Below are 25,393 nucleotides of genomic sequence, written 5' to 3' on the forward strand. Positions count from 1 at the left end.
CGGGTGCTTTCCTCCTCGGCGTGACGTCGGGGTGCCACCAACGTCGTACAGATTTTAAACGGTCGTTTGCTTCACGGTGTGTCCCATGATAGGCATAATAGCGTCGTCGGGTCATCCTTACGATGGTCGACCCTCCCCAATGGTCGACTCGGCATGCGGGGATTGTTGCCAAGGCCCGGCCTGTGGCACATTGAAGGTACGCACCGAGCCCCTATCAAACGCTTGCATGAAACGCATAAGGGCATAGCGAAAAGTTCTCAATCGTGGTGTCCTCTCGGGACACGCGATGCGTAAATCGATGCGGTGCCCGTCACCGCCAACGTGTTGATGGTTCCTTCCTTACATTCAAGGTTCCCCAGATGAACCAAGCGAGGACAACATGAAAGTACTCGTCGCGGTCAAACGCGTCATCGACTACAACGTCAAGATCCGGGTCAAGCCGGATGGCAGCGACGTTGACTTGACCAACGTCAAGATGGCCATGAATCCCTTCTGCGAAATCGCCGTGGAAGAGGCGGTGCGCTTGAAGGAGAAGGGCGTGGCGACCGAGGTGGTGGCGGTGACCGTGGGGCCGAAGGCGGCGCAGGAACAGCTGCGCACGGCCCTGGCGCTGGGGGCCGATCGCGCCATCCACGTCGAGAGCGACGAGCGCGTTGAATCGCTGGGCGCGGCCAAGGCACTGGCCAAGGTGGTCGAGAAGGAAGCGCCGCAGCTGGTCATCCTCGGCAAGCAGGCGATCGACTCCGACAACAACCAGACCGGTCAAATGCTGGCCGCGCTGACCGGCATGGCCCAAGGCACCTTCGCCTCCGAGGTGGAAGTCGAAGGCGAGACCCTCAAGGTCATCCGCGAGATCGATGGCGGACTGCAGACGGTGTCGCTGAAGCTGCCGGCGGTGGTCACTACCGACCTGCGCCTGAACGAGCCGCGCTACGCCAAGCTGCCGGACATCATGAAGGCCAAGAAGAAGCCGATGGACGTGATGACCCCGGCCGATCTGGGCGTCGAGGTGGCCAGCCGTCTCAAGCTGGTCAAGGTCGAGCCGCCGGCCGAGCGCCAGGGTGGCGTCAAGGTGGGCTCGGTGGACGAGCTGGTGGACAAACTGAAGAATGAAGCGAAGGTGATTTCATGAGCATTCTGGTTCTGGCAGAACACCACGACGGCCAGCTGGCCGACGCCACCGCCCACGTGGTGGCCGCCGCCCAGGCTATCGGTGGTGATATCGACGTGCTGGTCGCCGGTCAGGACGTGGCCGCCGTGGCCGAGGCCGCAGCCAAGCTGGATGGTGTCAGCAAGGTGCGTGTCGCCGACAGCGAGACCTTCGCTCACCTGCTGGCCGAGCCCACCGCCGACCTGCTGGTGGCCCTGGCCGACGACTACAGCCATGTGCTGGCGGCCGCTTCCACCACCGGCAAGAACGTGCTGCCGCGCCTGGCGGCACTGAAGGATGTGGCCCAGATCTCCGAGATCATCGCGGTGGAGAGCGGCGACACCTTCAAGCGTCCGATCTACGCCGGCAACGCCATCGCCACCGTCCAGAGCGAGGACGCGCTCAAGGTCATCACTGTGCGTTCCACCGCCTTCGACGCCGTCGGCCAGGGTGGCTCCGCTGCCATCGAACCGGTCGAGGCGAGCATCGACAACAGCCTGTCGAGCTTCGTCGGTGAAGAGCTGGCCAAGAGCGATCGTCCCGAGCTGGGGGCTGCCCGCGTGGTCATCTCCGGTGGTCGCGGCATGGGCAGCGGCGAGAACTTCAAGATCCTCGACAACATCGCCGACAAGCTGGGCGCCGCCATCGGTGCGTCCCGTGCGGCGGTGGATGCCGGCTTCGTGCCCAACGACATGCAGGTCGGCCAGACCGGCAAGATCGTGGCGCCGGACCTGTACATCGCCGTGGGCATCTCCGGAGCCATCCAGCACCTGGCCGGGATGAAGGACTCCAAGGTCATCGTCGCCATCAACAAGGACGAGGAGGCGCCGATCTTCCAGGTCGCCGACTATGGCCTGGTGGCCGATCTGTTCGAGGCCATTCCGGAGCTCGACAGCAAGCTCTGAGTGCAAGATGTAGAAACGGCTGTGCCGGCTAGGCCGGCAACGCTGACAAACGCCGTGGCGGCCAACGCCACGGCGTTTTTATTGGTGGGTGTCTGGCATCGATGTGCATGGCCGCCAACCCCTCGCCAGGCGTGCCGATCCGCTGTCGGACAGGGGCGTCGATGCCCTTGCCCGAGAGGTGTTGACAGCGATGAACTCGGGGTAGAGGCACCTTGCTCGCATTGATAACAATTCGTGTTTCGGGTACTGTCGTGGCATTTGACGCGGCGCCCCAAGGCGGCGCGAGAGCAGGTCGGAGGCCTTGGAATGGCGAACAAGCAGATCAACGGGCGGCCCTTCGCCGGGCCATCACAGGCTAGCCCCAGCGATGTGGTGACGGCTGGCGCAGCGGCAAGGAACAGCCTGCTGGGCGTCTCCTGTGCGCTGGCGCTGGCGCTGGGGCACAGCGGGGTAGCCCAGGCACAGAACACGGCGGACAATCTCGGCGACGAGGCCCTGGCGGCCCAGACGACCCAGGCCGAGCTGCAGGCGCGGATCGACCAGGCCGACGACGAGGTGCGTCAGCGTATCGAGGCGCTGCGCCAGGCCGAGCAGGAGGCCCAGCGGCTTCAGTCCTACAACCAGGCGCTGGCCCCCCAGCTCGAGCAGCTCAAGGCGACCCTCGAGCAGCGCAGTCAGGGCATGGCGACCATGGCCGAGACCCGCGACGCCCTGCCGGGCCTGTTGAACGACATGACCCGCCGCCTCGACGCCTGGGTCGATCAGGACGTGCCATTCCTCCATGGCGAGCGCAAGGCCCGGGTGGCGTCGCTCGAGGCCTCCCTGGCCAACCCCGAGCTGACCGCAGCCGAGAAGCTCGAGCGGGTGCTGGCGGCCTGGCGTGCCGAGCTCGACTATGGGCGCGATCTCGATGCCTGGCGCGGCACCCTGGAAGAGGGCGATCAGACCCGCGAGGTCGACTTCCTGCGACTGGGACGCGTGGGCTGGTACTACCTGACCCCGGATGGCCAGAACGGTGGCGTATGGGACGACGGAGGCTGGCAGTCGCTGTCCGCTGCCGAGCGCGACCAGGTGGAGAAGGGCCTGCAGATCGTGCGTGACCAGCGTGCACCGGAACTGCTGACGCTGCCGCTGACCCAACCGATCGAGGAGCGTTCCTGATGGTGTCTTTGACGGATTTCCCGGTGTCGCTGAACCGGCACAACCCGATGGGCAAGGGCCTCGCCCGCAGGCTGGTGCTGGGTGCCGCCGTGACCGCGCTGCTGGCCGCCGCTGCGCCTGCCGCCATGGCCCAGCAGCACAGCGATAGCGACAGCGTACTGTCGAGCTTCAAGCTGGAGCGAGAGGCCGCCGAGGCGCGTGATCAGGCGAGGTTGGCCGAGCTGGTGGAGGACAGTGACGCGCTGTCCGCCGCGCTCGAGGAGGCCGAGGCCCGTCGTGACGCCGCCCGGGACGAACGCGAGCGGCTGGAGTCCGAGATGGCCGAGGCGCGTCAGGCGCTGGACGAGATCGGTGCACAGCGCGACGCCGAGGGCGGCGACCTCAACGCGGTGTTCAGCGCGGTGGCCGGCACCAGCGGTGAACTGAGAGACGATCTCGGCCAGAGCCTGCTGACCCTGGGCGCCGACGTCGATTTGCCGCCGCGGCTGGACGACGACGCCATCCTGACCGTCGCCCAGATCGAGACCCTGGCCGACAGCCTGATGGGGCTGACCGCCGAGACCGGACTGGTGCGCCGATTCGAGGCGCCGGTGGCCGCAGGCAGCGGTGAGGTCGCGCCACGCCAGGTGACCCGTGTGGGTGACCTGATGGCCTTTGGCGGCGGCCAGTTGCTCGAGCGGGTCGGCGACGAAGGGCGGCTCTCCGCCCTCGAGCACACCCCTGAGCGCGTCGGCGCTGTGCTCGACGCTTATCAGTCAGGCGATGGCCAGCTGCTGCCGGTGGATCCCGTTGACGGACGGGTGATCGAGGCGCTGTCGCGCCAGCCCACGCTGCTCGAGCGCTTCCATCAGGGCGGTGCGGTCGGCTATGTGGTGGTCGCCCTGGGCGCCCTGGGTCTTTTGATCGCCCTTGGCCAGTATCTGTACCTGCTGCGGGTCAGCATGACCACCCGTCGCCAGCTCGCCAACATGGATGAGCTGTCCAATGACAACCCCCTGGGCCGGGTGCTTCAGCGCTTCCACGCCTTCGGTGCCGGCCATGCTCCCGAAGCCCTGGAGGCACGTCTGGACGAGTCGATGCTGGCCGAGCAGCCGCGTCTCGAGCGCGGCCAGGCACTGGTCAAGATGCTCGCTGCGGTGGCGCCGCTGCTGGGCCTGCTGGGCACGGTGACCGGCATGATCGTGACCTTCCAGTCGATCACGGTGTTCGGCACCGGCGATCCCCAGTTGATGGCCGGCGGTATCAGTCAGGCGCTGGTGACCACGGTGCTGGGCCTGATCACCGCGGTACCGCTGCTGTTCGCCCATACCGCCATGTCGTCACGCTCGCGCGCCCTGATCGGCACCATGGAAGGCCGCGCCAGCGCGGTGCTGGCCGACCGCCTGGAAGCCGATCGCAAGGCCCTGCAACCGGCCACCGACGCAAAGCAAGGAAGCAGGCGCCATGCCGACGCACCCCTGGCTTGATCCCCTCGTCCGGCTGATCGACGCCGGCGGGCCGGTGCTGGTGGTGATCGCCGTGGTGGCCATGCTGCTGTTCTCGGTGGGGCTCGAGCGCTGGTGGTTCTTTCGCTTCCACTATCGCCCGGCCCGGGCCGAGCTGATGCGCCGCTGGGTCGAGCGGCCCGACCACCAGAGCTGGAGTGCCCGCACCCTGCGTGAGGTCTGGGTGACGGAGCTGATCCGACGGCTACGTGGCCCCTTGCCCTGGTTGAAGCTCCTGGTGGTGATCTGCCCGCTGCTCGGGCTGCTCGGCACCGTGACCGGCATGATCACGGTATTCGACAGTCTGTCCATGGCCGACAGCAACCAGGCCCGCGCCATGGCCGACGGCGTCGCCCGGGCCACCTTGCCGACCCTGACCGGGATGGCGGTGTCGGTGGTGGGGCTTCTGTTCATTACACGGCTCGAACATATCATTCGGCGCGAGGATCAGCGGCTGCACGACCGCCTTGCCCGCGCCGCGGAGGATGCACATGCGTAGACGTCGACTGTCCGCCGGCGCCGAAGAGGCCAGCGAGGTCAACCTGACCCCGATGCTGGACGTGGTCTTCATCATGCTGATCTTCTTCATCGTGACCACCAGCTTTATCAAGGAGAGCGGGGTGGAGATCGAGCGCCCCGAGTCCAGCGCCGCCTCTTCTCGTCCCGACGTCCAGGTGCTGGTGGCGATCACGCCGGAAGGCGCCTTGTGGGTGGACGGTGAGCCGGTGGACATCCATCGCGTCGGCACCACCGTCGCCGGCATGCTTTCCGAGGATGGCTCGGTGGTGATCCAGGCCGATCGCAACGCCGCCACCGGGGTGTTGATCGAGACCATGGACCGGCTGCGCGACGCCGGTGTCGACAAGGTTGCCGTCGCCGCCGAAAGGAGCTCCGACGCATGAGGCGAGTGGTCTCTCTGGCGGCGGGTAGCCTGCTGACCCTGGTACTGTTCGCCCTGCTGGCGCTGCTGGTGGTGCCACCGGAGGCCGAGCCTGAGCTGCGCGAGGAAATCACTCTGAGCCTGGCCGAGGCGGTGGCGCCCCAGGCCGAGGCCCCGGCGGAGGCCTCCGCTGCTTCGGCATCGGCGCCGCCACCTCCACCGCCGGTGGCCGCCGCGCCGCCGCCGCCGAGCCCGGCCCAGACCGCTGTCAGCGAGATCCAGTTGCCGGACCCCGAGGTGGTACCGCCGCCACGCGAGCCCAAGGCGCTGGACAGCGCCTTGCCGGAGCTGACCGAGACGCCGCCAGAACCTGAACCTGAGCCCGAACCCGAGCCCAGGCCTGAACCGAAACCCCGGCCGGAGCCGACGCCGCAGCCTGAGCCCGCACCGCAGCCTGAGCCCGCACCACAGCCAACGCCAGCGCCCAGCGTGGCCACCAATGCGACCAGCAACACGGGCAGCGCCAGCGCGGCGGGGGCCGGCGCCGCCGCGCCTGCCTCCAACGAGCCGGTGGACGTGGGCACCTCGGCCCGGGCTACGCGCAAGGTGCCGCCGGAGTACCCGCGCCGGGCCCAGCGTCGTGGTCTCGAGGGCTACGTGGTGATGCAATTTATCATCCGCGCCGACGGCAGCGTCGATCGCGGCAGCATTCAGGTACTCGAGGCCAGCCCCCGTCGGGTATTCGAGGACGCTGCGCGTCAGGCCATCGCCGGCTGGCGCTTCGAGGCGGCGTCCGGGCTTCGGCGGGCGCGTCAACGACTCGAGTTCCAGTTGAGATAGATGTCGAGATAGACATCGAGATAGCCACACAAGGGGTCGATCGCCATGGCAGTACTGTTGAAGACCACCCCGCTGGGGCGCTACCTGCAAGGCACTGGTGCCGCCCTGGCGCTGGGCCTGATGGCGGGTCTGGCCGGCGCACTGGCAAGTCCTGCGGCAAGCGCCGCGCCCACCCTGTCCGGTGGCATCATCGCCGACCTCAAGAGCCTCGAGCAGCGCCTGGCCGACGACCCGGCAGGGGCCGAGGCCAAGGCCGAGAGCCAGGCCGAGCGGCTCACCGGAGGCAACGCCTCGGACCGCTGGGCCAGGGCGCTGTACCTGCAGCTTGCCGCCGGGGCGGCATCGGCCCAGAACCGGCCCGAGGAGGCCGCCGATCACCTGGCCAGCGCCCGCCGGATCGATGGGGTCGAGCAGGCCCAGCGAGATCGCTGGCTGCGCCAGGAGATTGAACAGCGCATCCAGGCGCAGCAACGTCAGCAGGCGAGAACGCTGTTGGAAGACTGGCTATCGCGCCACGAGGATGTCGAGGCGCTGTGGACCCTGGCCGAGCTAGCGGCCGCCGACGAGGACTGGGAGGCCGCCGCCGACGGGGTCGAACAGGCCAAGGCGGCGGACCCGCAGCCGAGTCAGGCGCGGCTCGATTTCGCCGGTGGCGTGATGCACAAGAGCGGTCGTCTCGATCAGGCCCTGGCGGCCCTGGAGGCGCGGCTTGCCACCGATCCTGCTGATGCCGATGCCTGGCGCCGGGCCGCGGCCATGGCCCAGCGGCTGGGTGATCCGGTCCGGGCCGCGGCGCTGTGGGAGGCCGGCTGGCGTCAGGGCGCCCTGTCCGGCAACGATGACCTTGAACGTCGCATCGAGCTCCACCTGGCCGCCGGTACCCCCGCACGCGCCGCCGAGCTGCTCGAACGGGCGCTGGCGGAAGGCGTCCTCGAGGATAGCGAGCAACGTCGCCGGTTGCTGGCCGAGGCCTGGTTTCAGGCTCGCGACCATGACCAGGCGCTGGACGCCTGGCAGACTCTTGCCGAGCGTTCCGACGCTGGCTCGGACTGGCTCCGGTTGGGACAGATTGCCGCAGGCTGGGGCCGCGAACAGACCGCGCGCGAGGCATTGAACCGCGCACTCGCCAAGGGCGAGGACGAGGCGAAAACCTGGCTGGGCGCGCTGTCCGCGGGCTCGCAGACGGGGCAGGGCGCGGCCGCTGAACCTGGCGCTGGCGCCACGGATTCACCTCGACCCTCCGACGAGGGCGCTGGCTGAGGCGGCTCGCTGCCTTGTGGCAAAAATGACCCTCAGCGTAGAATTCGCCCCATGAAGAATTCCAGAAGCCTCATATTGCTGGTCATCGTTCCCGCGGTGGCCGTGGTGCTGCTCGGGGCGGCCATCTTTGGCTCCCAGGCGATGTCCGACAGCCGTCTGGACGATGACGCGCGTGCCGCCCTGGCGGCGTCACTTCAGACCTCGGCACCGATCGAGCTCGCCAACTTGCAGGAGGTGCGCTACGGCTATGGCGTGTGCGGCTCCTATCGGCTGGCATCGGACGAAGGCTTTGCCTCCTTCTATCTTGATACCCAGAGCGGCGAGGTGGAGCTGGACGTCAACTCCCGTCGTTTCAATACCCACTGTGGCCTGTCGGCGCTGTGCTGATGGTATCCATCGACGGTGAACGGTGTTGGTCGGCGTTTGACGACTGAGCCACCCGGCGACACAGGCTCGTGCCGGCACTTTCTCAAGGAGACGTTTTCATGCGCATGTTCAAGGGCACCCTGGTTGCCGGATTGCTGTCGCTGCTGGCGGCTACCCCGGTGCTTGCCGCCGAGCTAGAGATCAGCGACGCCAGGCTGCGCATGCTGCCCGGCGACCGCCCTGGCGCCGGTTACTTCAAGCTCTACAATGCGGGCGACGAGCCGGCAGCGGTGGTCGGAGCAGAGACCAACGCCTACGCCTCGGTGGAGCTGCACATGAGCATGGAGAAAGACGGCATGGCCATGATGCACGGCGTCGAGCGCTTCGAAGTGCCCCCCGGCGAGACCCGCGAGTTCGCCCCCCAGGGGTATCACCTGATGTTCATGAAGCCGCAACAGTCGCTGAACGTTGGCGATGAAGTCGAGGTCCGCCTGATCCTCGAAGGGGACGAGCGCGTCGAGACGACCTTCGAAGTGGTCTCGCCGGCGGCGCTGTAACGACGGTCTTGAGACAGCTGAGACAGCTGAGACAGCTGGGCCGGCAAAGTGGTGTCGAGAGAACGGTGTCGGCCGCAGAGGCTGCAAAGTAGAGCCGAGACAACGGCCCATGAACTGAAAGCTACGAGGTTGGCAATGCGACAGGGCAGGACCGGCGGCAATGGCAAGGTGCAGAGAAGGGGAGCTGGAGCGAGCCAGGCAGTCGCCAGGGCTGGTGCGGCACTGCTGCTGACGGCTGCGCTTTTTGCCCTTGCCGGCTGCGAGGACGTCAACTGGCGTGGCACCGACATCTCCGACGCCATGCCGGCGCTGGACTTCGAGCTGATCGACGAGAACGGCCAGCAGGTCGATGAGGGTGACTACGCCGGCAAGACGACCCTGGTCTACTTCGGCTTCACCCACTGCCCGGACGTCTGTCCCACCGCGCTGGCGCGCTTGTCAGCGGCGATTCGTGAACTCGACGAGCCGACCAGAGACGCCGTCCGGGTGCTGTTCGTCTCGGTGGATCCTGAGCGCGACAGCCCCGAGGTGCTCGACGCCTATACCGAAGCCTTTGGGCCGCGCTTTATCGGCCTGACCGGCGACAAGGCTGCCCTCGACGCGGTCACCAACCGCTACCGCGTCAGCTATCGTCTGGGCGAACCCGAGGCCGACGGCAGCTACGACGTCGACCATTCCAGCGCTATCTTCGCCTTCGATTCAGGCGGCGACGCCCGTCTGCTGATGCGTGACACCGATCCGGTGGACTCCATCGCCGCAGACATCCGAAGGCTGGTGGAGAAGGGGTAGAGGTCCCCATCTTCTTGCAAAAATGCAGCTGGAAAAGCAAAGGGCCACCTGAAGTGGCCCTTTCGCGTCTCGATGGTAACGCGCCTTCACGCCTCGCTGCGTGGCAGCTTGATGCAGTCTCTGGTGCCGCGCGTGGTGTTGTGAAGTTCTAAAGATCCAGTTCGGTCCACACCGGGGCGTGGTCCGAGGGTTTTTCCATGGCGCGCAGGTCGTAGTCGATGCCGGCGTCGGTGACGCGCTCGGACAGCGATGCCGTGGTCAGGATATGGTCGATGCGAAGGCCCCGCTTGGGTTCGCGATCGAAGCCCTTCGAGCGATAGTCGAACCAGCTGAAACGATCGTCCACCTCGGGGTAGAGGCGGCGATAGCTGTCCTCGAGGCCCCAGGCCTTGATGCCATCCAGCCATTCGCGCTCGATCGGCTGAAAGCTGGTCTTGCCTTCGCGCAGCCAGCGCTTGCGGCTGGCCTCGCCGATGCCGATATCGATGTCGGCGGGCGAGATGTTGAAGTCGCCCATCACCGCCAGGCGTTCGCTGGGGGAGTGGTCCTCGTCGAGCAGGCGCTGGAGCTGGGCGTAGAAGGCGCGCTTGTGGGGAAACTTGGTCGGGTGCTCGATGTTCTCGCCCTGGGGGAAATAGCCGTTGTAGACCCATACAGGCTCGCCGTCGGCGGCGCGCAGACGCACGCCGATCATGCGGCGCTGGGCGTCTTCACCGTCGTCGGGAAAGCCATAGCGAACCTCCTCCGGGGCCTCGCGGGTCAGCATGGCGACGCCGTAGTGACCCTTCTGGCCATGGAAGTGCACCTGGTAGCCCATGGCTTCCACCGCCTCGCGGGGGAATTCACTGTCCTGGACCTTGGTTTCCTGCAAACCGATCAGGTCGGGCTGGTGGGAGGCGATCAGCGCCTCGAGCTGGTGCAGGCGTGCGCGGATGCCGTTGATGTTGAAGCACACCAGGCGCATTACTGCTCTCCCTTGTTGCTGTCGCTGTTACTGCTGTCCGGCCCCTTGCCTTCGGGGTGAATCTCGATCGACGGGGCGGCGCGCATGCGCTCCAGCCGGCGTGCGGCCTGGGCCTTGCGCTGCTGGCGCTTCTTGGCGGAGAAGCGCCGTGATGAGGTGACCTCATCGGGATTTTCGTGGCGCCACTGCTTGTAGTCCTTGCGCCGACCGGTACGGATGGTCACCTTGTCGGCCAGGGAACGGGTCTTCTTGCGGCGTGTCATGACGCGGGGCTCCTGTATTCAATGGGCACATTCTATCAGTGCGGGGCCGCCAGGACAGCCGCTAGACACGATTCGATGCGCATCGGGCAAGCCCAAACGGCCAGACGCTGGTACAATACCCGGCTTGAGGAAACTCGAGGGGGCCCTGTGCCGTTGCCTCGACGCTTTCCGCTTTCCTTCAACTTCTCTTCGAGACGGACACACAGCACAGCCTATGAGCGAGTCGGAACAGACCACCGCACCGGCCGAGAGCCGCAAGCCCAAGCGTCGTCGCCGCAAGCCGAGGCGCCGCCAGTCCAACTGGGATCTGCGCCAGTTTCAGGTGCCCGCCGTGGCGGGCAAGTGGCGGTTCCACGACTTCGATCTGCCGCTGCCGCTGATGCGCGCCATCCATGCGCTCGGGTTCGAGTACTGCACGCCGATTCAGGCCGAGGCCCTCACCCACACCCTGATGGGTGGAGACGTGGTGGGCAAGGCCCAGACCGGTACCGGCAAGACCGCCGCCTTCCTGATTTCCATGATGGCCTACTTCCTCGAGGAGGAGGTGCCGGATGGCCAGAAGCCGGGGACGCCGCGCGCACTGATCGTGGCGCCGACCCGCGAGCTTGCCTTGCAGATCGAGAAGGACGCCAAGGCCCTGGCGCGCTTCACCTCGCTCAAGGTGACCAGCGTCGTCGGCGGCATGGATTACCAGAAGCAGCGCGAGGGGCTTGCCGGCAACGTCGATATCCTGGTGGCCACTCCGGGCCGCCTTCTGGACTTCCAGCAGAAGCGAGACATCGACCTCGGTCAGGTCGAGGTGCTGGTGCTGGACGAGGCCGATCGCATGCTGTCGATGGGCTTCATTCCCGACGTCAAGCGCATCATCCGCTACACGCCGAAGACCGAAGAGCGGCAGACCTTCCTGTTCTCCGCGACCTTCACCGAGGACATCCTCAACCTGGCCAGCCAGTGGACCCATCAGCCGGCCCACGTCGAGATCGCGGTCACCGTGGATAACGCCGCCGATATCGATCAGCGGGTGTACATGGTGGGCGACGAAGACAAGCAGCGACTGCTGGTCAACCTGCTGCAGCAGGAGTCGTTCGACCGGGTGATGGTGTTCGGCAATCGCCGCGATCTGGTGCGCAAGCTGCTGGAGCTGCTGAAGAAGGCCGACATCAATGTGGCCATGCTGTCCGGCGATGTGCCGCAGAACCAGCGCATCCGCACCCTGGAGCAGTTCCGCGAGGGCGAGATTCAGGTGCTGGTGGCCACCGACGTGGCCGGCCGTGGCATCCATATCGAGGACGTCAGCCACGTGATCAACTACACCCTGCCCGAGGATCCGGAGGACTACGTCCACCGCATCGGGCGCACCGGCCGTGCCGGCGCCAAGGGCGTGTCGATCAGCTTCGTGGGTGAAGAAGACGCCTTCTCGCTGCCCGAAATCGAGCGCTTCATCGGCGACAAGCTGCCCTGCGAGCATCCGCCGGAAGGGCTTCTGTAAGCCCGTCAGGCGTTTGACGCTTGTACGCAGTCAGGGCCGGCCCAGCGCCGGCCCTTTGCGTCTCTCCCCCTTGTCCTTTTTCTCAATTGTCGTGGACCCGCCATGCTAGACGACGCCCTCAAGAGCGAGATTCAAAGCGCCTATCGTCGGGTGCTGGAGGCGCTGGAGCTGACCCCGCGCTACGGCCAGCGGCTGATGATCGCCGAGATCTCCCGCACCCTGGCCGGCATCGAGACCGATGAGGATGGCAAGCGGGTGAGCGACGAGCACGTCTGTGTGCTGGAGGCGGGCACAGGTACCGGCAAGACCCTGGCCTACCTGCTGGCGGCGTTGCCGGTGGCCAAGGCGCGCGGCAAGCGCCTGGTGCTGGCCACCGCCACGGTGGCGCTGCAGGAGCAGGTGCTGCACCAGGACCTGCCGTCGCTGAAGGCCCACAGCGGACTGTCCTTCGACTTTGCCCTGGCCAAGGGGCGCGGGCGCTATGTGTGCGTGGCCAAGCTCGACGCGGCCATGGACGGCGCCGAGGAAAACCCGACCCTGTCGCTGTTCGAGCAGAGCCTGGACGCCGCCACCGGCGATGACTTCAAGGCGCTGGTGGCCGCCATGGGAGACGCCTACGGCAACGGTCGCTGGGAAGGGGATCGCGATAGCTGGGGCGAAGCCATCGACGATAGCCATTGGCGGCGACTGACGGTGGATCACCGCCAGTGCACCAACCGCCGCTGCGGGCACTTCGGTGCCTGTGCCTTCTTTCGTGCCCGGCGCGACCTCGATCAGGCCGACGTCATCGTCGCCAACCATGACCTGGTGTTGGCGGATCTGGCGCTCGGCGGCGGCCTGGTGCTGCCAGACCCTGCCGACTGTATCTACGTCTTCGACGAGGGCCACCACCTGCCGGACAAGGCGATCTCCCACTTCACCCATCGCTTCAGCGTGGGCGGCGGGCTGCGCTGGCTGAGAAACCTCAGGGGCTCGCTGACCGAGCTGAATACGGCCCTGGGCGTGCAGCCGACCCTGGCGCGACTGCTGGGCGCACTGCCCACCGCGATGGAAGCGCTGGAGCCACGCCTGGGCGAGGTGTTTGCGCTGGGCCACCAGCTGGCCGAGCGGCCCCATGGGCTCAATGACGACGAGGACGGTGCTCAGCACCGCTTCGAGATGGGGCGTGTGCCCGAGGCCCTGCGGGCCCAGGCCGAGGCGCTGGTGGTGCCCTTCGCCGAGCTCTGCCGTCTGCTCGAGTCGATGACCGACATCCTGCGCGAGAGCCTGGACCCGGAGAAGTCCACCGGCCTTGCCCGGGAGCAGGCCGAAGCCTGGCTGCCGCTGCTGGCGCTGCTGCACGGCCGGGCGCTGGAGGCCCACGCCTTGTGGCAGGCCTTTGCCGAGGGCGATCCGGCGGACGCGCCGCCGCGGGCACGCTGGCTGACCCTGGAGCGCTTCCAGGGCGAGCCCGAGCTGATCTTCTCGGCCAGCCCGGTATCTGCCGCCCATACCCTGGCGCGTTCGTTGTGGGGGCGCTGTCACGGCGCTGTGGTGACCTCGGCCACCCTGACCGCCCTGGGCCGTTTCGAGCGCCTGCAGGAGAGGGCGGGGCTGGCCAACCGCTATCGCTACCAGCGTCTGCCGAGTCCCTTCGACTATTCCCGAGCGGTGCTCAGCGTGCCCCGGGAGGCGGTGGACCCCGCCGACCGTGACGGCCACGAGCGGGCCATCGTCGACTTCGTCGAGGCTCTCGACGACAAGGAAGCGGTGCTGGTGCTGTTCTCGTCCCGGGCCCAGCTGCGCGGGGTGGAGAAGGCCCTGTCGCGGGAGCGTCGAGAGCGAGTGCTGGCCCAGGACCGTCTGCCCAAGCGCGAGCTGGTCAGCCGCCATCGCCAGCGTATCGACGCCGGCGAGGGCAGCATCCTGTTCGGTCTGGCGAGCTTCGCGGAGGGCATCGACCTGCCCGGCGACTACCTGACCCATGTGGTGATCACGCGGCTGCCGTTCGCCGTGCCGGACGACCCGGTGGGAGCGACGTTGGCGGAATGGATCGAGAGCCAGGGCGGCAACCCGTTCATGCGCATCAGCGTGCCGGATGCCTCGATCAAGCTGGTCCAGGCCTGTGGTCGGTTGATCCGCAAGGAGGCCGACCGTGGCCGCATCACCTTGCTGGATCGCCGCGTGCTGACTCGCCGCTACGGCCGCGCGCTGCTCGACGCATTACCGCCCTTCGTGCGCGAGATCGACGGCGTAAGCCAGGCCGGCTGAGGGAAGCCGCGCCTCGCGAGCAGGCGTGATACACCGGCCAAAAACAAGGAGCCCGCCAACTTGGCGGGCTCCTTGCTGTCGTGGGCGTTGCTTCTGCAGGCGTCGCTGGCGCTGGGGATGATGGCGCCGCTGGCGCCTGGCGTCGGGGCCTTTCAGCCCCTTGCCTCGCACCAGGGGCGAATCAATTCACCCGCTTTGCCAGCTCCGGCGCCAGGCGTTCGTTCATGCTGCGGAAGGCCTCCACGGTGGTGTCCCAGTCGATGCAGGCGTCGGTCACGGAGACTCCGTAGGCCATTTCGCTCAGGTCCTCGGTGATCTTCTGGTTGCCCCAGCCGATATTGGACTCGACCATCAGGCCGATGATCGAACGGTTGCCGTCGAGAATCTGGTGGGTGACGTTGTCGAGCACCAGCGGCTGCAGGGCGGCGTCCTTGTTGGAGTTGGCGTGGGAGCAGTCGATCATGATGTTGGGCTTGACCCCGGCCTTCTTCAGCTCCTGCTCGGCCAGCGCTACGCTCACGCTGTCGTAGTTCGGCTTGCCGTTGCCCCCGCGCAGCACGACGTGGGCGTAGGCGTTGCCGCGGGTGCGGATGATCGCCACCTGGCCCTGCTGGTCGATGCCCAGGAAGTTGTGCGGGTGAGCGACCGACTGCAGCGCATTGACGGCCACGTCGAGGCTGCCGTCGGTGCCGTTCTTGAAGCCCACCGGGCATGACAGGCCGGAGGACATCTCGCGGTGGGTCTGGGACTCGGTGGTGCGGGCGCCGATGGCCGACCAGCTGATGCAGTCCTGCAGATACTGGGGCGAGATCGGGTCGAGTGCCTCGGTGGCCAGCGGCAGGCCCAGCTCGGAGAGCTCCACCAGCAGGCGACGGGCGATGTGCAGGCCTTCCTCGATCTCGAAGGAGCCGTTCAGGTGGGGGTCGTTGATCAGACCCTTCCAGCCCACGGTGGTGCGCGGCTTCTCGAAGTAGACGCGCATCACGATGTACAGGCTGTCCTTCACCTCGTCGGCCAGGCGGCGCAGGCGACGAGCGTAGTCCAGCGCGGCGTCCACATCGTGGATCGAGCAGGGGCCCACCACCATCAGCAGCCTGGGATCGGTGCCGTCGAGGATGTTCTGCACGGTCTTGCGGCCCTCGATCACCGTGGCCTCGGCCTCGGGAGAAAGAGGGATTTCCTGCTTCAACTGCTCAGGAGTGACGAGAACATCCTGGGCCAGGACGTTGAGGTTGTTCACCTGCTTGTCGGACATGAGGTCTACCTGTGTGTATCGTGTCAGCGCTGACGTTTCTGCGTGGCTCTACTATCCCTTGAGGGAGGGGTAAATTCAATCGCCTGAGGGAACCTTGTCGCGCACCCGATGTCGGAGCGGCGTCGAGAGATGCACTCAGAGAACGCTTGATGCGAGCCAAGGAAACAGGAACACTTGTGCCTTTTATCATGACGAGACCCATGACCTATACATCGCCGACAGGCGAAAGGTGGCACCCTGTTGCCAAGGGCCAGACCGAGGGTCCGGCGTCGTCAGCCCGACATCGTCGGGGAGGAGAGACATGACGCCCAAGGAAACGGACCAGCAGCTGGTGGCGCGCGCGCAGAAGGGCGATACCCGAGCCTTTGACCTTCTGGTCAAGAAGTACCAGCACAAGATTCTGGGCCTGATCGGTCGCTATATCAGCGACCATGCCGAGGTGCAGGACGTGGCCCAGGAAGCCTTCATCAAGGCTTACCGGGCGCTTGGCAAGTTTCGCGCCGAGAGCGCCTTCTATACCTGGATGTACCGCATCGCCATCAACACCGCCAAGAATCATCTGGTGTCCCGCGGGCGTCGTCCGCCGGGCAGCGATCTGGATATCAATGACGCCGAGATCGTCGACATGAGTGGCCGGCTGGCCGATATCGAGACACCGGAGGCGTCCATCGCCAGGGACCAGCTCGAGGCGGCGGTATTCGAGGCGATCGAGAATCTTCCCGATGACCTGCGCACCGCCATTACCCTGCGCGAGCTCGATGGTCTTTCCTATGAAGACATCGCCCAGATCATGCAGTGCCCGGTGGGTACCGTGCGCTCGCGCATCTTTCGCGCCAGGGAAGCAGTGGATCAACATATTCAGCCGCTGATGACGACCTCGCGAAACGCCGAGTCACTTCCCTGATTCGCTATCGCGACCCTGTGAGCTGGTCGTGGGCGCAGGGGTGAGGCAGGGCGACCCCTTTTGTTGCCGAATTCCCCATTTTTTTCAAATTGGGATGAACTGTTCGCCAGATTGGGCGTCTTACCCAGTGACCGGCCCGATGCAACAATCAACGACGGTCGTCACCTGGCGCTCGAGCCGGTGGCGAGTAACCGAGAATCGGTGGCGGAACCTGGCGCATCTCCGGTGGTCTATGGAGCTGGAGGCGCGACGCTTCGTCGAAATGAGGTGTGGAGAATGAGTCTGAACGCACGGGAATCGCTTTCAGCCCTGATGGACAATGAAGGTGACGAGCTGGAATTGCGTCGAGTGCTGAAGTCGCTCGAGAGCGACCAGGACAGCGCCGAGAGCTGGCGTCGTTACCATTTGATGCGTGCCGCGCTGCGCCGCGAGACCGATAGTGACCCCTCGGTGGATCTGTCCGCCGGTATCCTGGCTCGCCTCGAGGATGAGCCTGCGCCGCAGATGGAGGCTCCCGCCGACGGCGCGGTCGCCAAGCGCGGCGGAATGGGGCTCGCACGCGGTGCCGGTATTGCCGCGGCGGTCTCGTTGATGGTGATCAGCGGGGTTCAGTTCTATAACGGCGCCTTCGATGGCTCCATCGACGGTTCCGGTGCCGGTGTGGCCAGCAGCGGGGCTGCGGGTGGCGTAAGCGGCGGCGTAAATAGCGGCGCAGCACAGACAGCGTCCGCCGTGCCAGGTGCAGAGCTCGCCAGCGTAGCGGCGTCTCGGCCTTCGCTGATGGATCTGCCGATGTTTCAGTCCGGCACAGGCTCCAGCAATGGCCTGATGACCGTCGGCGCCCAGGTGGCCTCGCCGATGATGCTGTCGCCATCTGCCCAGCAGTCGCGGGTCAGTGACCAGGCGCAGGCCCAGTTGTTGCAGTCGTACCTCGATCGTCATGCCCAGGGGGCGGCCTTCAGCAGTGCCGACAACTGGATGCCGATGCTGCGCAGCACCCCGGCGGAAGCCCGTTGAGGTGATCGATCTGGCATCGAGATAGCAATGATCTGCTCGGCCCCACAGGGCCGAGCGCATTCTCAGCAGTGCCTGTCAGGACATGATTTCTATGCCACATCAGGGGTCGCTTGCAGCGTTGGCCGGCTGGCTGACGCTTTCCCTTGTCTGTCTTTCTCTTCCCGCCCAGGCCGTTGCCGACCCTGGTGTCGACGCCGTAACGGCGGACGCCGAGGCCTCAGCTGACTCGGTAGCTGACCCGAATAGTATCCAGAGCGTCTACGACTGCAGCGCCTTGACCGCCTTGTCACCCCCCGAGTCTCCGGGAGACTGGTTCGAGCGCAGTGTCTGGGCTTCCCATTGCTACCAGTATCAGGCGCGCGCCGTTCGCATCGTCGATGAGGAGGTGGTGACGCTGTCGGTGGCCCGCGACATCCAGCAGGGCGTCGAGCGCGATCGCCTCCACTTCCTCGATGGCCCCAGTCGCTCGCTGCTGCGAGAGGGGGGCGCCTTTCGCTTCGAACTCGGTGATAGCCAGGGGGCGGCGCCGGCCTCTCCCCAGGCGCTGGTCGAGCACCTGTCACGCTTCTATCGGCTGCGCTTCGACGGCGAGGAGCGAATCGCCAATCGTCACGCGATCCGTCTGGAACTGTTGCCGCTTGACGCCATGCGCTACGGCTATCGCATCTGGCTCGACCGCGAGACGGCCATTCCCTTGAAGCGCACCCTGATCGACGAGCGGGGCCAGGTGCTGGATACCTTCCAATTGGTGGCGATGACGCCGCCGGAACGCTACGACGGCAAGGTGGAGCTGCGCCGGCCGCCGTCCTCGGCCAGGCTCGACTGGCGCGCAGGCTGGCTGCCTCGCGGCTTTGTTGCCCAGCCGTTGATGGCGATGGCATCCGACAGCGATGGGCCTCGCCGCCACAAGTTGTACAGCGATGGCCTGTCGACCATCAGCCTGTTCGTCGAACCGGTAGCGGGTTCACGGGTACTAAGGCCGGGTGTCCATCGACTGGGCGCCAGTCACGCCGCGGTGCGCCGAGTGCAGCGTGAAGGCCAGTTGCTTCAGGTGGTGGCGGTAGGCGAATTACCCCCCAGCGTGCTGGTCAAGGTGGCCGAAACCCTTGAGCTGGCCGAGGGGCAGCCGCAGGGTGTGAGCGATGGTGCGCGCCCTGAGGCAGCGAGCAACGTCCACCAGGAAGCGTCGTCATGAGCACCGACTGCGCGACCGCAGAGGCGCGAGTGGTGGGTTGGACGACCGCCGGGGTCAGGGTAGCGCTGGCGGCAACCGGCGGCTGCGGGCGCTGCGCTGCTCGGGGCGGCTGCGGGGCACGTTGGCTGCTGCGCAGGAGCGACGATCGGCGTGAGCTCGAGATCGATACCGAGCAGCGTCCTGCCATCGGGCAGACGGTGACCCTGGCCCTGTCCCGGACGAGCCTGGTGCGCGCCAGCGTGCTGGTCTACGGCCTGCCGCTGTGGCTGGCGCTGGGGGCGACCCTTGCCGTCAACGTCCAGTCGCCGGATCACTGGTCGCTGCCGCTGGTGTTTATCGCGGGCCTGGCCCTTGGCGGCGTGGTGCTGCGTCGGCATCTGCGCCGCCGCGCCGAGGCGTATCGGCCGACCTTGGTGCTCTAGCCCCGTTGTGATAGCTCTGTTGTGATAGCCCTGTTGTGATAGCCCTGTGCCCGAGCACTTTGCGGGCCCTTGTCGCGTTATTTTGCCCGCTAATGACTGAACCTTTTGGCGGCGTGACGGTACTACAAGAAGCGACCCTCGAGGTTGCGTCAAATGCACTCTGAGTCCTATCTGAGTCTTACGCAGGAGCCTTGCATGAAGCCAATGACTCGCACCCTGTCCATGTGGATGACGCTGGTGGTGGGAATGGTTGTCGCCCAATCCAGTCTGGCCAGGGATCTTCCTGATTTTACCGAACTGGTCGAAGAGGCCGCCCCCGGCGTGGTCAACATCTCGACGACGCGGGTCACCGAGGGCTACTCCACGCCCTTCGGCGATTTCGGTGGCCAGGAAATCCCCGACATCTTCCGTCATTTCTTCGGTGATCGCTTCCCGGTGCCGCCCGGCGGAGGCGGTGGTCGCACCGAGGAACGTCAGTCGCTGGGTTCCGGCTTCGTCATCGACGCCGACGGCTACATCATGACCAATGCCCACGTGGTCGAGGGTGCCGACGAGATAATGGTGCGCCTCAATGACCGTCGTGACCTCAAGGCTGAGCTTGTGGGGGCCGACGAGAAGACCGACGTGGCGGTACTGAAGGTCGATGCCAGCGATCTGCCGACGCTATCCCTGGGTGACTCCGACGACCTCAAGGTGGGGGAGTGGGTGGCCGCCATCGGTTCGCCGTTCGGCTTCGATCACTCGGTCACCGCAGGCATCATCTCGGCGATCAACCGCACCTTGCCGCGTGACGCCTACGTGCCCTTCATCCAGACCGACGTGGCGATCAACCCGGGTAACTCCGGTGGACCGCTGTTCAACCTCGACGGCGAGGTGATCGGCATCAACTCCCAGATCTTCACCCGTAGCGGTGGCTTCATGGGGCTGTCCTTCGCCATTCCGATCAATGTCGCCATGGACATCGCCGACCAGTTGCGAAGCGAAGGTCACGTCACCCGGGGCTGGCTCGGTGTGATGATTCAGCCGGTGTCCAAGGACCTGGCCGAGTCGTTCGGCATGGACCGCCCCGAGGGTGCCCTGATCGCCGACGTCGATCCCGACGGACCTGCGGCGCGTGACGGCGTCCAGGCCGGTGACATCGTGCTCGCGGTCAATGGCGAGACGGTGGAGCGCTCCAGCAACCTGCCGCGGTTGATCGGCCGTGTCGCCCCGGACAGCGAGGTCGAGTTGACCGTGCTGCGCGCCGGGGATCGCAAGACCCTCGAGGTCACCGTTGGCGACTGGCCCGAGGAACTGGCCGGTGGCAGCGGTCAGTCGTCCGGCAGCGCGTCGCCGGCACGCCTGGGTCTGGCGGTGCAGTCGCTGTCCGACGCCGAGCGTGACAAGTACGGCATCGACGCCGGCGTGCGGGTCAGCGACGTCGATCCGCGTGGCGTGGCGGCGGCTTCCGGTATCCGGCGTGGCGATATCATCGTCAGCGTCAACCAGGTCGCGGTGGAAAGCGGTCGCCAGCTTAGCCAGCTGGTGCGTGAGCTGCCTGCCGATCAGGCGGTGCCGGTCCGTCTGTACCGTGACGGTCGCTCGCTGTTCGTGGCGCTGCGCCTGGCCGACGACTGAGGCGCGTCCCGCTGACCGACGACGCCCGAGGGCCGCCATGGCCCTCGGGCGTTGTCGTCCTGTGATATCGAATCGAGCCGCCGCAACGGCTTGGGATGCGCGGGGCAGGGGATGCCGGTACAATAGCGCCAACTTTTTTTTCCGCGTCATCGGGGCAGGGCGAGCCTGTCGCTGTCCGGTGCGTTCTCAAGATGGAATCATCCTGCATGTCTGATCCTGATAACCGCAAGGTAATCAATAATATACGTAACTTCTCGATCATCGCTCACATCGACCATGGCAAGTCCACCCTGGCCGATCGCCTGATCCAGAGTTGCGGTGGCCTGTCAGAGCGCGAGCTCAAGGATCAGGTGCTGGACTCCATGGATCTGGAACGCGAGCGCGGCATCACCATCAAGGCCCAGTCGGTGACGCTGGACTACCACGCCAACGATGGTGAGACCTACCAGCTCAACTTCATCGATACCCCGGGGCACGTCGACTTCTCCTACGAGGTGTCGCGCTCGCTGTATGCCTGCGAGGGCGCACTGCTGGTCGTCGACGCCGCCCAGGGTGTCGAGGCCCAGTCGGTGGCCAACTGCTACACCGCCATCGAGCAGGGGCTAGAAGTGTTGCCGGTGCTCAACAAGATGGACCTGCCCCAGGCCGACCCCGACAAGGTCGCCCACGAGGTCGAGGAGATCATCGGTCTCGACGCCACCGACGCCTGTCAGGTGTCGGCCAAGAGTGGTCTGGGCATCGATGCGCTGCTCGAGCGGCTGGTGCGCGATATTCCGCCGCCCAAGGGCGACCCCGAAAAGCCGCTGCAGGCGCTGATCATCGACTCCTGGTTCGACAACTACCTGGGCGTGGTATCGCTGGTACGGATCTTCGACGGCGTGCTCAAGAAGGGCGACAAGATTCGCATCCTGTCCACCGGACGTGACTGGCAGGCCAACGAGGTCGGCATCTTCACCCCGCTGCGCAAGGAGACCGACATCCTGCGCGCCGGTGAAGTGGGCTTCGTGGTGGCCGGTATCAAGGACATTCAGGGGGCTCCGGTGGGGGATACCATCTCCCACGCCAAGACGCCGGACGTCAAGCGCCTGCCGGGCTTCCAGAAGGTCAAGCCCCAGGTCTACGCTGGCATGTTCCCGGTCAGCGCCGACGACTACGAAGACTTCCGCGACGCGCTCGAGAAGCTGGCGCTCAACGACGCTTCGCTGGACTACGAGCCGGAAAACTCCGACGCTCTGGGCTTCGGTTTCCGCGTCGGCTTCCTCGGCACCCTGCACATGGAGATCGTGCAGGAGCGTCTGGAACGCGAGTACGACCTGGACCTGTTGACCACCGCGCCGACGGTGGTCTACGAACTGGCGATGAAGAACGGTGACGTCAGCTACGTCTCCAACCCGTCCAAGCTTCCGGACATGGCCGACGTCGAGGAGATGCGCGAGCCCATCGTGCGCGCCAGCATCCTGGTGCCCCAGGAATTCGTCGGCAACGTCATCAGCGAGTGCGAGCTGCGTCGCGGCACCCAGAAGGACATGCTGTTCCTGGGTAGCCAGATCCAGCTGACCTACGAATTGCCGATGAGCGAAGTCGTCATGGATTTCTTCGATCGGCTCAAGTCCATCTCCAAGGGCTATGCTTCGCTCGAGTACAACTTCGAGCGCTTCGAGGCGGCCAAGCTGGTACGCCTCGACGTGCTGATCAACGGCGACCGGGTCGATGCCCTGGCGGTGATCATCCATCGCGATCATGCCCACAGCCGTGGTCGTGTGCTGGTCGAGAAGATGAAAGAGCTGATCCCGCGTCAGATGTTCGACGTGGCGATCCAGGCCGCCATCGGTGGCCAGGTCGTGGCCCGTTCCACGGTCAAGGCGCTGCGCAAGAACGTGACCGCCAAGTGCTACGGCGGCGACATGACCCGCAAGAAGAAGCTGCTCGAGAAGCAGAAGGCCGGCAAGAAGCGCATGAAGCAGGTCGGTCGCGTGGAGATCCCTCAGGACGCCTTCCTCGCCGTGCTCAAGGTGAACGACTGATGCCCCAGCGGCGGTCGATCCGTCCCGGTGTGACGCCGGGACGGCTTGCCCCTCCCTCAGATACCGACTTACAAGCCACCTGGAAACACTGATATGGACTTCTCCCTGCTGCTGGTGATCGCGGTCGCCGTCACCGGTCTGATCTGGCTGCTCGACCTGGTCTGGTGGCGCCCCCGGCGTCAAGCCGTCACCGCAGCTGCCGAAACCGGCACCACCGAAGGCGTGGATCTGTCCGCTCGGGAGCTTTCGCGCAAGGACCCCTGGCCGGTCGACTACGCCAAGTCGTTCTTTCCGGTGCTGCTGGTGGTGCTGGTGCTCAGAAGCTTCGTGGTGGAGCCGTTTCAGATTCCGTCAGGCTCCATGCGCCCGACGCTGGAGGTCGGGGATTTCATCCTGGTCAACAAGTTCACCTATGGCCTGAGGCTGCCGGTGGCCAACACCAAGATCCTCGATCTGAACGAGCCGGAGCGGGGTGACGTCATGGTCTTCCGCTATCCCCAGGACCCGGCGGTGAATTTCATCAAGCGCGTGGTGGCGCTGCCCGGCGATACCCTGCGCTACGTCGACAAACAGCTCTACGTCAACGGCGAGCCGGTGCCCAAGACGCTGCTCGACGACGCTCCGGAGAGCGCGCCAGGTGAGCTGCTGTTCTCCGAGCAATTGGGCGAACATCAGCATCAGATCTACAATAATCCCCGCGATCGCGGCCCGCTGGTCCACGACGTCGTGGTGCCCGAGGGCATGTACTTCGCCATGGGCGACAACCGGGACCACTCCAATGACAGCCGCTACTGGGGCTTTATCCCGGAAGCCAACATCGTCGGCAAGGCCTTCGCGGTATGGATGCATTGGGACGGTGGACTGCCGAGCTTTTCCAGCGTGAGGACGATCCCGTGATCGCTTCAACGCCGCTTGGTTCTTCCATCGCCAGCACAAAGAGTTAACAGGAGCGTCGTGAGCAATTCCCTGACCCCCTTCAGTCGCCGCATCGGCCATGAATTCCAGGACGCGAGTCTGCTGGAACTGGCCATGACCCACCGCAGCTTCGGTGGGCGCAACAACGAACGCCTCGAGTTTCTGGGTGACTCGATCGTCAACTTTGTCATTGCCGAGGCGCTGTTCGAGCGCTTTCCCGAGGCCCGTGAAGGCCAGCTTTCGCGCCTGAGGGCGCGCCTGGTCAAGGGCCAGACCCTGGCGGAGCTGGCCCGGGAGATGCGCTTTGGCGAATGCCTGCGCCTGGGTTCCGGCGAGATGAAAAGTGGCGGCCATCGGCGTGAATCGATCCTCGCCGACGCCGTCGAGGCGGTGATCGGTGCCATCTACCTGGACGCCGGTATGGACGCGGTACGCACGCGGGTGCTGGCCTGGTTCGAGGAGCGCCTGGCGCGCATCGACCTCAAGCAGTCCCAGAAGGACCCCAAGACCCGCCTGCAGGAGTTTCTGCAGTCCCGTCAGGCACCGCTGCCTCGCTACGAGGTGACCTCGGTGGAAGGCGAGGCCCACGCCCAGACCTTTACCGTGGAGTGCCATGTCGAGATGCTCGACGAACACACCGTCGGCACCGGCGCCAGCCGCCGCCACGCCGAACAGATGGCCGCCGAAAGCGCCCTGCAACGCCTCGATCCCAAGGGAGTCAGCGCATGAGTCAGACCTGTGGATTCGTGGCCATTGTCGGCCGTCCCAACGTCGGCAAGTCCACCCTGATGAACCGTATTCTCGGACAGAAGATCTCGATCACCTCGCGGCGGCCGCAGACCACCCGCCACCAGGTGCTGGGGATCAAGACCGAAGGCGACGCTCAGGCCATCTTCGTCGACACCCCGGGTATCCATATCCTCGGCAAGGACCGCAACAAGGCGATCAACCGCTTCATGAACCAGGCGGCGGTGCAGGCCCTGCGGGACGTGGACTGCGTGGTCTTTCTGGTCGACCGCACCCGCTGGACCGAGGAGGACCAGATCGTGCTGGACCGCCTGGCCAACGTCGAGGCGCCGGTGATCCTGGCGGTCAACAAGGTGGACCGCCTGCAGGACAAGGCCACCCTGCTGCCGTGGTTGGCCGAGCTCGGCAACAAGCGCGAGTTCGCCGCGGTGGTGCCGATCGCCGCCCAGCACGGCACCAATGTGCCGGAGCTCGAGGCCGAGATCGACAAGCACCTGCCCGAGGGTATCCACTTCTTCCCGGAAGATCAGGTCACCGACAAGAGCATGCGTTTTCTGGCTGCCGAAATGGTACGCGAGAAGGTCATGCGCCAGCTCGGCGACGAGCTGCCTTATCAGATGACCGTCGAGATCGAGGAGTTTCGTGACGAGGCCCGGGTGGTGCACATCAGCGCGCTGATCCTGGTCGAACGTCAGGGCCAGAAGAAGATCCTGATCGGCGACAGCGGCGATCGCATCAAGAAGATCGGCCGCGAGGCACGCCTGGATATGGAGCGGGCGCTGGACAAGAAGGTTATGCTCAACCTGTGGGTCAAGGTCAAGCGTGGCTGGTCCGACGACGAACGCGCCCTCAAGAGCCTCGGCTACGACCTCGACTGAGCCGTTCCCCCGCGCCCCGGCAGGATCATCGACGACGATGGTCCTGTTGTGATCCTGTTGC

Annotated in this window: 25 protein-coding genes; 22 read left to right on the forward strand and 3 right to left on the reverse strand. The window is 65.8% G+C overall.

Translation table 11 applies throughout. The annotated features are described in order from the left end of the window. Positions 1-379: 379 nt before the first annotated feature. The 11 genes from C6W88_RS12615 (at position 380) to C6W88_RS12665 (ending at position 9,392) form a co-directional block, all read left to right on the forward strand. Positions 380-1,132 carry an electron transfer flavoprotein subunit beta/FixA family protein gene (locus C6W88_RS12615; protein ID WP_045993416.1) on the forward strand — a complete coding sequence of 251 codons (753 nt, stop codon included), beginning with the start codon at positions 380-382 and terminating at the stop codon, positions 1,130-1,132. Next, on the forward strand, positions 1,129-2,055 hold the full coding sequence (locus C6W88_RS12620; protein ID WP_108132691.1) for an electron transfer flavoprotein subunit alpha/FixB family protein: 927 nt from the start codon (positions 1,129-1,131) through the stop codon (positions 2,053-2,055). Before C6W88_RS12615 ends, C6W88_RS12620 begins: the two co-directional genes overlap by 4 nt. Before the next feature lie 306 nt (positions 2,056-2,361). Further along, positions 2,362-3,216, forward strand: coding sequence for a DUF3450 domain-containing protein (locus tag C6W88_RS12625; protein ID WP_108132692.1), 855 nt, complete (start codon positions 2,362-2,364; stop codon positions 3,214-3,216). Continuing rightward, entirely contained in the window at positions 3,216-4,682 is a 1,467-nt protein-coding gene (locus C6W88_RS12630; protein ID WP_231498636.1) for a MotA/TolQ/ExbB proton channel family protein, read from the forward strand. The genes C6W88_RS12625 and C6W88_RS12630 overlap by 1 nt, the downstream gene beginning before the upstream one ends. After that, positions 4,660-5,199 carry a MotA/TolQ/ExbB proton channel family protein gene (locus tag C6W88_RS12635; RefSeq protein WP_108132693.1) on the forward strand — a complete coding sequence of 180 codons (540 nt, stop codon included), beginning with the start codon at positions 4,660-4,662 and terminating at the stop codon, positions 5,197-5,199. The genes C6W88_RS12630 and C6W88_RS12635 overlap by 23 nt, the downstream gene beginning before the upstream one ends. Then, positions 5,192-5,602: an ExbD/TolR family protein gene (locus C6W88_RS12640; protein WP_108132694.1), complete on the forward strand. Its 411-nt coding sequence runs from the start codon at positions 5,192-5,194 to the stop codon at positions 5,600-5,602. The genes C6W88_RS12635 and C6W88_RS12640 overlap by 8 nt, the downstream gene beginning before the upstream one ends. Further along, complete coding sequence (locus C6W88_RS12645; RefSeq protein ID WP_108132695.1) at positions 5,599-6,420, forward strand: energy transducer TonB; 822 nt, start codon at positions 5,599-5,601, stop codon at positions 6,418-6,420. Before C6W88_RS12640 ends, C6W88_RS12645 begins: the two co-directional genes overlap by 4 nt. Before the next feature lie 45 nt (positions 6,421-6,465). Further along, entirely contained in the window at positions 6,466-7,680 is a 1,215-nt protein-coding gene (locus C6W88_RS12650) for a tetratricopeptide repeat protein (protein WP_181248641.1), read from the forward strand. 51 nt (positions 7,681-7,731) lie between these two features. Continuing rightward, entirely contained in the window at positions 7,732-8,067 is a 336-nt protein-coding gene (locus tag C6W88_RS12655; RefSeq protein ID WP_045993471.1) for a hypothetical protein, read from the forward strand. Positions 8,068-8,165: 98 nt separating this feature from the next. After that, positions 8,166-8,603, forward strand: coding sequence for a copper chaperone PCu(A)C (locus C6W88_RS12660; protein WP_108132696.1), 438 nt, complete (start codon positions 8,166-8,168; stop codon positions 8,601-8,603). Between the two features lie 135 nt (positions 8,604-8,738). Next, a complete protein-coding gene (locus tag C6W88_RS12665) occupies positions 8,739-9,392 on the forward strand; it encodes an SCO family protein (RefSeq protein ID WP_308812434.1) in 654 nt (217 codons plus the stop codon). Between the two features lie 148 nt (positions 9,393-9,540). Here C6W88_RS12665 and xthA read toward each other — a convergent pair whose 3' ends face one another. Together xthA and C6W88_RS12675 are read right to left on the reverse strand one after the other, a co-directional pair. Continuing rightward, positions 9,541-10,356, reverse strand: a complete 816-nt coding sequence (gene xthA, locus C6W88_RS12670; RefSeq protein WP_108132697.1) for an exodeoxyribonuclease III — start codon at positions 10,354-10,356, stop codon at positions 9,541-9,543. Beyond that, positions 10,356-10,619, reverse strand: coding sequence for a hypothetical protein (locus C6W88_RS12675; RefSeq protein WP_045993474.1), 264 nt, complete (start codon positions 10,617-10,619; stop codon positions 10,356-10,358). The genes xthA and C6W88_RS12675 overlap by 1 nt, the downstream gene beginning before the upstream one ends. A 214-nt stretch (positions 10,620-10,833) precedes the next feature. On the opposite strand from C6W88_RS12675, the gene rhlB reads away from it, so the two are divergent. Both rhlB and dinG read left to right on the forward strand, forming a co-directional pair. Next, positions 10,834-12,108 (forward strand): ATP-dependent RNA helicase RhlB, encoded by a 1,275-nt coding sequence (rhlB, locus tag C6W88_RS12680; RefSeq protein WP_045993475.1) that lies wholly within the window; start codon positions 10,834-10,836, stop codon positions 12,106-12,108. Between the two features lie 102 nt (positions 12,109-12,210). Next, complete coding sequence (dinG, locus tag C6W88_RS12685; protein WP_045993476.1) at positions 12,211-14,358, forward strand: ATP-dependent DNA helicase DinG; 2,148 nt, start codon at positions 12,211-12,213, stop codon at positions 14,356-14,358. Positions 14,359-14,539: 181 nt separating this feature from the next. Here dinG and C6W88_RS12690 read toward each other — a convergent pair whose 3' ends face one another. Further along, complete coding sequence (locus C6W88_RS12690; RefSeq protein WP_045993477.1) at positions 14,540-15,613, reverse strand: 3-deoxy-7-phosphoheptulonate synthase; 1,074 nt, start codon at positions 15,611-15,613, stop codon at positions 14,540-14,542. A gap of 301 nt (positions 15,614-15,914) precedes the next feature. On the opposite strand from C6W88_RS12690, the gene rpoE reads away from it, so the two are divergent. From rpoE to era, 9 genes are all read left to right on the forward strand, one after another. After that, positions 15,915-16,517: an RNA polymerase sigma factor RpoE gene (gene rpoE / locus C6W88_RS12695; RefSeq protein WP_108132698.1), complete on the forward strand. Its 603-nt coding sequence runs from the start codon at positions 15,915-15,917 to the stop codon at positions 16,515-16,517. A 276-nt stretch (positions 16,518-16,793) separates the two neighbouring features. Further along, the gene (locus C6W88_RS12700) at positions 16,794-17,534 is read left to right on the forward strand and encodes a sigma-E factor negative regulatory protein (protein WP_045993479.1); all 741 of its coding nucleotides are present in this window, start codon (positions 16,794-16,796) and stop codon (positions 17,532-17,534) included. Positions 17,535-17,625: 91 nt separating this feature from the next. Further along, the gene (locus C6W88_RS12705) at positions 17,626-18,729 is read left to right on the forward strand and encodes a MucB/RseB C-terminal domain-containing protein (RefSeq protein WP_181248640.1); all 1,104 of its coding nucleotides are present in this window, start codon (positions 17,626-17,628) and stop codon (positions 18,727-18,729) included. Then, entirely contained in the window at positions 18,726-19,151 is a 426-nt protein-coding gene (locus tag C6W88_RS12710) for a SoxR reducing system RseC family protein (RefSeq protein WP_108132700.1), read from the forward strand. Before C6W88_RS12705 ends, C6W88_RS12710 begins: the two co-directional genes overlap by 4 nt. 195 nt (positions 19,152-19,346) lie before the next feature. Next, positions 19,347-20,768: a DegQ family serine endoprotease gene (locus tag C6W88_RS12715; RefSeq protein WP_108132701.1), complete on the forward strand. Its 1,422-nt coding sequence runs from the start codon at positions 19,347-19,349 to the stop codon at positions 20,766-20,768. 206 nt (positions 20,769-20,974) lie between these two features. Continuing rightward, on the forward strand, positions 20,975-22,792 hold the full coding sequence (gene lepA / locus C6W88_RS12720; protein WP_045993482.1) for a translation elongation factor 4: 1,818 nt from the start codon (positions 20,975-20,977) through the stop codon (positions 22,790-22,792). Positions 22,793-22,885: 93 nt separating this feature from the next. After that, complete coding sequence (gene lepB, locus C6W88_RS12725; protein WP_045993483.1) at positions 22,886-23,689, forward strand: signal peptidase I; 804 nt, start codon at positions 22,886-22,888, stop codon at positions 23,687-23,689. A 57-nt stretch (positions 23,690-23,746) separates the two neighbouring features. Beyond that, the gene (rnc, locus tag C6W88_RS12730) at positions 23,747-24,436 is read left to right on the forward strand and encodes a ribonuclease III (protein ID WP_045993484.1); all 690 of its coding nucleotides are present in this window, start codon (positions 23,747-23,749) and stop codon (positions 24,434-24,436) included. Continuing rightward, on the forward strand, positions 24,433-25,332 hold the full coding sequence (era, locus tag C6W88_RS12735; RefSeq protein WP_045993485.1) for a GTPase Era: 900 nt from the start codon (positions 24,433-24,435) through the stop codon (positions 25,330-25,332). Before rnc ends, era begins: the two co-directional genes overlap by 4 nt. Positions 25,333-25,393 lie beyond the last annotated feature (61 nt).

Source organism: Halomonas litopenaei, from assembly GCF_003045775.1.
GTDB classification, from domain to species: domain Bacteria; phylum Pseudomonadota; class Gammaproteobacteria; order Pseudomonadales; family Halomonadaceae; genus Halomonas; species Halomonas litopenaei.

Excerpts from the sequence above, each read along its gene's own strand:
- C6W88_RS12615 (WP_045993416.1), top strand. The coding sequence starts at position 380 with ATGAAAGTACTCGTCGCGGTCAAACGCGTCATCGACTACAACGTCAAG.
- C6W88_RS12620 (WP_108132691.1), top strand. The coding sequence starts at position 1,129 with ATGAGCATTCTGGTTCTGGCAGAACACCACGACGGCCAGCTGGCCGAC.
- C6W88_RS12625 (WP_108132692.1), top strand. The coding sequence starts at position 2,362 with ATGGCGAACAAGCAGATCAACGGGCGGCCCTTCGCCGGGCCATCACAG.
- C6W88_RS12630 (WP_231498636.1), top strand. The coding sequence starts at position 3,216 with ATGGTGTCTTTGACGGATTTCCCGGTGTCGCTGAACCGGCACAACCCG.
- C6W88_RS12635 (WP_108132693.1), top strand. The coding sequence starts at position 4,660 with ATGCCGACGCACCCCTGGCTTGATCCCCTCGTCCGGCTGATCGACGCC.
- C6W88_RS12640 (WP_108132694.1), top strand. The coding sequence starts at position 5,192 with ATGCGTAGACGTCGACTGTCCGCCGGCGCCGAAGAGGCCAGCGAGGTC.
- C6W88_RS12645 (WP_108132695.1), top strand. The coding sequence starts at position 5,599 with ATGAGGCGAGTGGTCTCTCTGGCGGCGGGTAGCCTGCTGACCCTGGTA.
- C6W88_RS12650 (WP_181248641.1), top strand. The coding sequence starts at position 6,466 with ATGGCAGTACTGTTGAAGACCACCCCGCTGGGGCGCTACCTGCAAGGC.
- C6W88_RS12655 (WP_045993471.1), top strand. The coding sequence starts at position 7,732 with ATGAAGAATTCCAGAAGCCTCATATTGCTGGTCATCGTTCCCGCGGTG.
- C6W88_RS12660 (WP_108132696.1), top strand. The coding sequence starts at position 8,166 with ATGCGCATGTTCAAGGGCACCCTGGTTGCCGGATTGCTGTCGCTGCTG.
- C6W88_RS12665 (WP_308812434.1), top strand. The coding sequence starts at position 8,739 with ATGCGACAGGGCAGGACCGGCGGCAATGGCAAGGTGCAGAGAAGGGGA.
- xthA (WP_108132697.1), bottom strand. The coding sequence starts at position 10,356 with ATGCGCCTGGTGTGCTTCAACATCAACGGCATCCGCGCACGCCTGCAC.
- C6W88_RS12675 (WP_045993474.1), bottom strand. The coding sequence starts at position 10,619 with ATGACACGCCGCAAGAAGACCCGTTCCCTGGCCGACAAGGTGACCATC.
- rhlB (WP_045993475.1), top strand. The coding sequence starts at position 10,834 with ATGAGCGAGTCGGAACAGACCACCGCACCGGCCGAGAGCCGCAAGCCC.
- dinG (WP_045993476.1), top strand. The coding sequence starts at position 12,211 with ATGCTAGACGACGCCCTCAAGAGCGAGATTCAAAGCGCCTATCGTCGG.
- C6W88_RS12690 (WP_045993477.1), bottom strand. The coding sequence starts at position 15,613 with ATGTCCGACAAGCAGGTGAACAACCTCAACGTCCTGGCCCAGGATGTT.
- rpoE (WP_108132698.1), top strand. The coding sequence starts at position 15,915 with ATGACGCCCAAGGAAACGGACCAGCAGCTGGTGGCGCGCGCGCAGAAG.
- C6W88_RS12700 (WP_045993479.1), top strand. The coding sequence starts at position 16,794 with ATGAGTCTGAACGCACGGGAATCGCTTTCAGCCCTGATGGACAATGAA.
- C6W88_RS12705 (WP_181248640.1), top strand. The coding sequence starts at position 17,626 with ATGCCACATCAGGGGTCGCTTGCAGCGTTGGCCGGCTGGCTGACGCTT.
- C6W88_RS12710 (WP_108132700.1), top strand. The coding sequence starts at position 18,726 with ATGAGCACCGACTGCGCGACCGCAGAGGCGCGAGTGGTGGGTTGGACG.
- C6W88_RS12715 (WP_108132701.1), top strand. The coding sequence starts at position 19,347 with ATGAAGCCAATGACTCGCACCCTGTCCATGTGGATGACGCTGGTGGTG.
- lepA (WP_045993482.1), top strand. The coding sequence starts at position 20,975 with ATGTCTGATCCTGATAACCGCAAGGTAATCAATAATATACGTAACTTC.
- lepB (WP_045993483.1), top strand. The coding sequence starts at position 22,886 with ATGGACTTCTCCCTGCTGCTGGTGATCGCGGTCGCCGTCACCGGTCTG.
- era (WP_045993485.1), top strand. The coding sequence starts at position 24,433 with ATGAGTCAGACCTGTGGATTCGTGGCCATTGTCGGCCGTCCCAACGTC.